The organism is Paenibacillus sp. USHLN196 (assembly GCF_037144955.1).
Taxonomy (GTDB): domain Bacteria; phylum Bacillota; class Bacilli; order Paenibacillales; family Paenibacillaceae; genus Paenibacillus; species Paenibacillus xylanexedens_C.
Window position 1 is genome coordinate 1 of record NZ_JBBCYH010000046.1, and the last position, 357, is coordinate 357.

The window sequence follows — 357 nt, forward strand, 5'->3', positions numbered from 1 at the left end:
TGCTCTACCAACTGAGCTATCAGGGAATGGTGGAGCCAAGCGGGATCGAACCGCTGACCTCCTGCTTGCAAGGCAGGCGCTCTCCCAGCTGAGCTATGGCCCCATACACTGGTGTATTTCTTGTTTTGATATTACTATGGGCCCTGGTGGACTCGAACCACCGGCCTCACCCTTATCAGAGGTGCGCTCTAACCAACTGAGCTAAGGGCCCTTATCAAATCTCGAAAAAAAATACCCCCAAAGGGGTTTCGCTTGGCGGCGTCCTACTCTCCCAGGACCCTGCGGTCCAAGTACCATCGGCGCTAGAGGGCTTAACGGTCGTGTTCGGGATGGGTACGTGTGGAACCCCTCCGCCAT

At 56.0% G+C, this 357-nt stretch carries 2 tRNA genes and 1 rRNA gene; all 3 read right to left on the bottom strand.

Going from position 1 to position 357, the window contains the following annotated elements:
* Positions 1-27: 27 nt before the first annotated feature.
* Positions 28-103: transfer RNA gene (locus tag WFI24_RS34240), tRNA-Ala, on the bottom strand.
* 34 nt (positions 104-137) lie between these two features.
* Positions 138-211: transfer RNA gene (locus tag WFI24_RS34245), tRNA-Ile, on the bottom strand.
* Positions 212-250: 39 nt separating this feature from the next.
* Positions 251-357, bottom strand: a 5S ribosomal RNA gene (gene rrf, locus WFI24_RS34250); the annotation flags it as partial.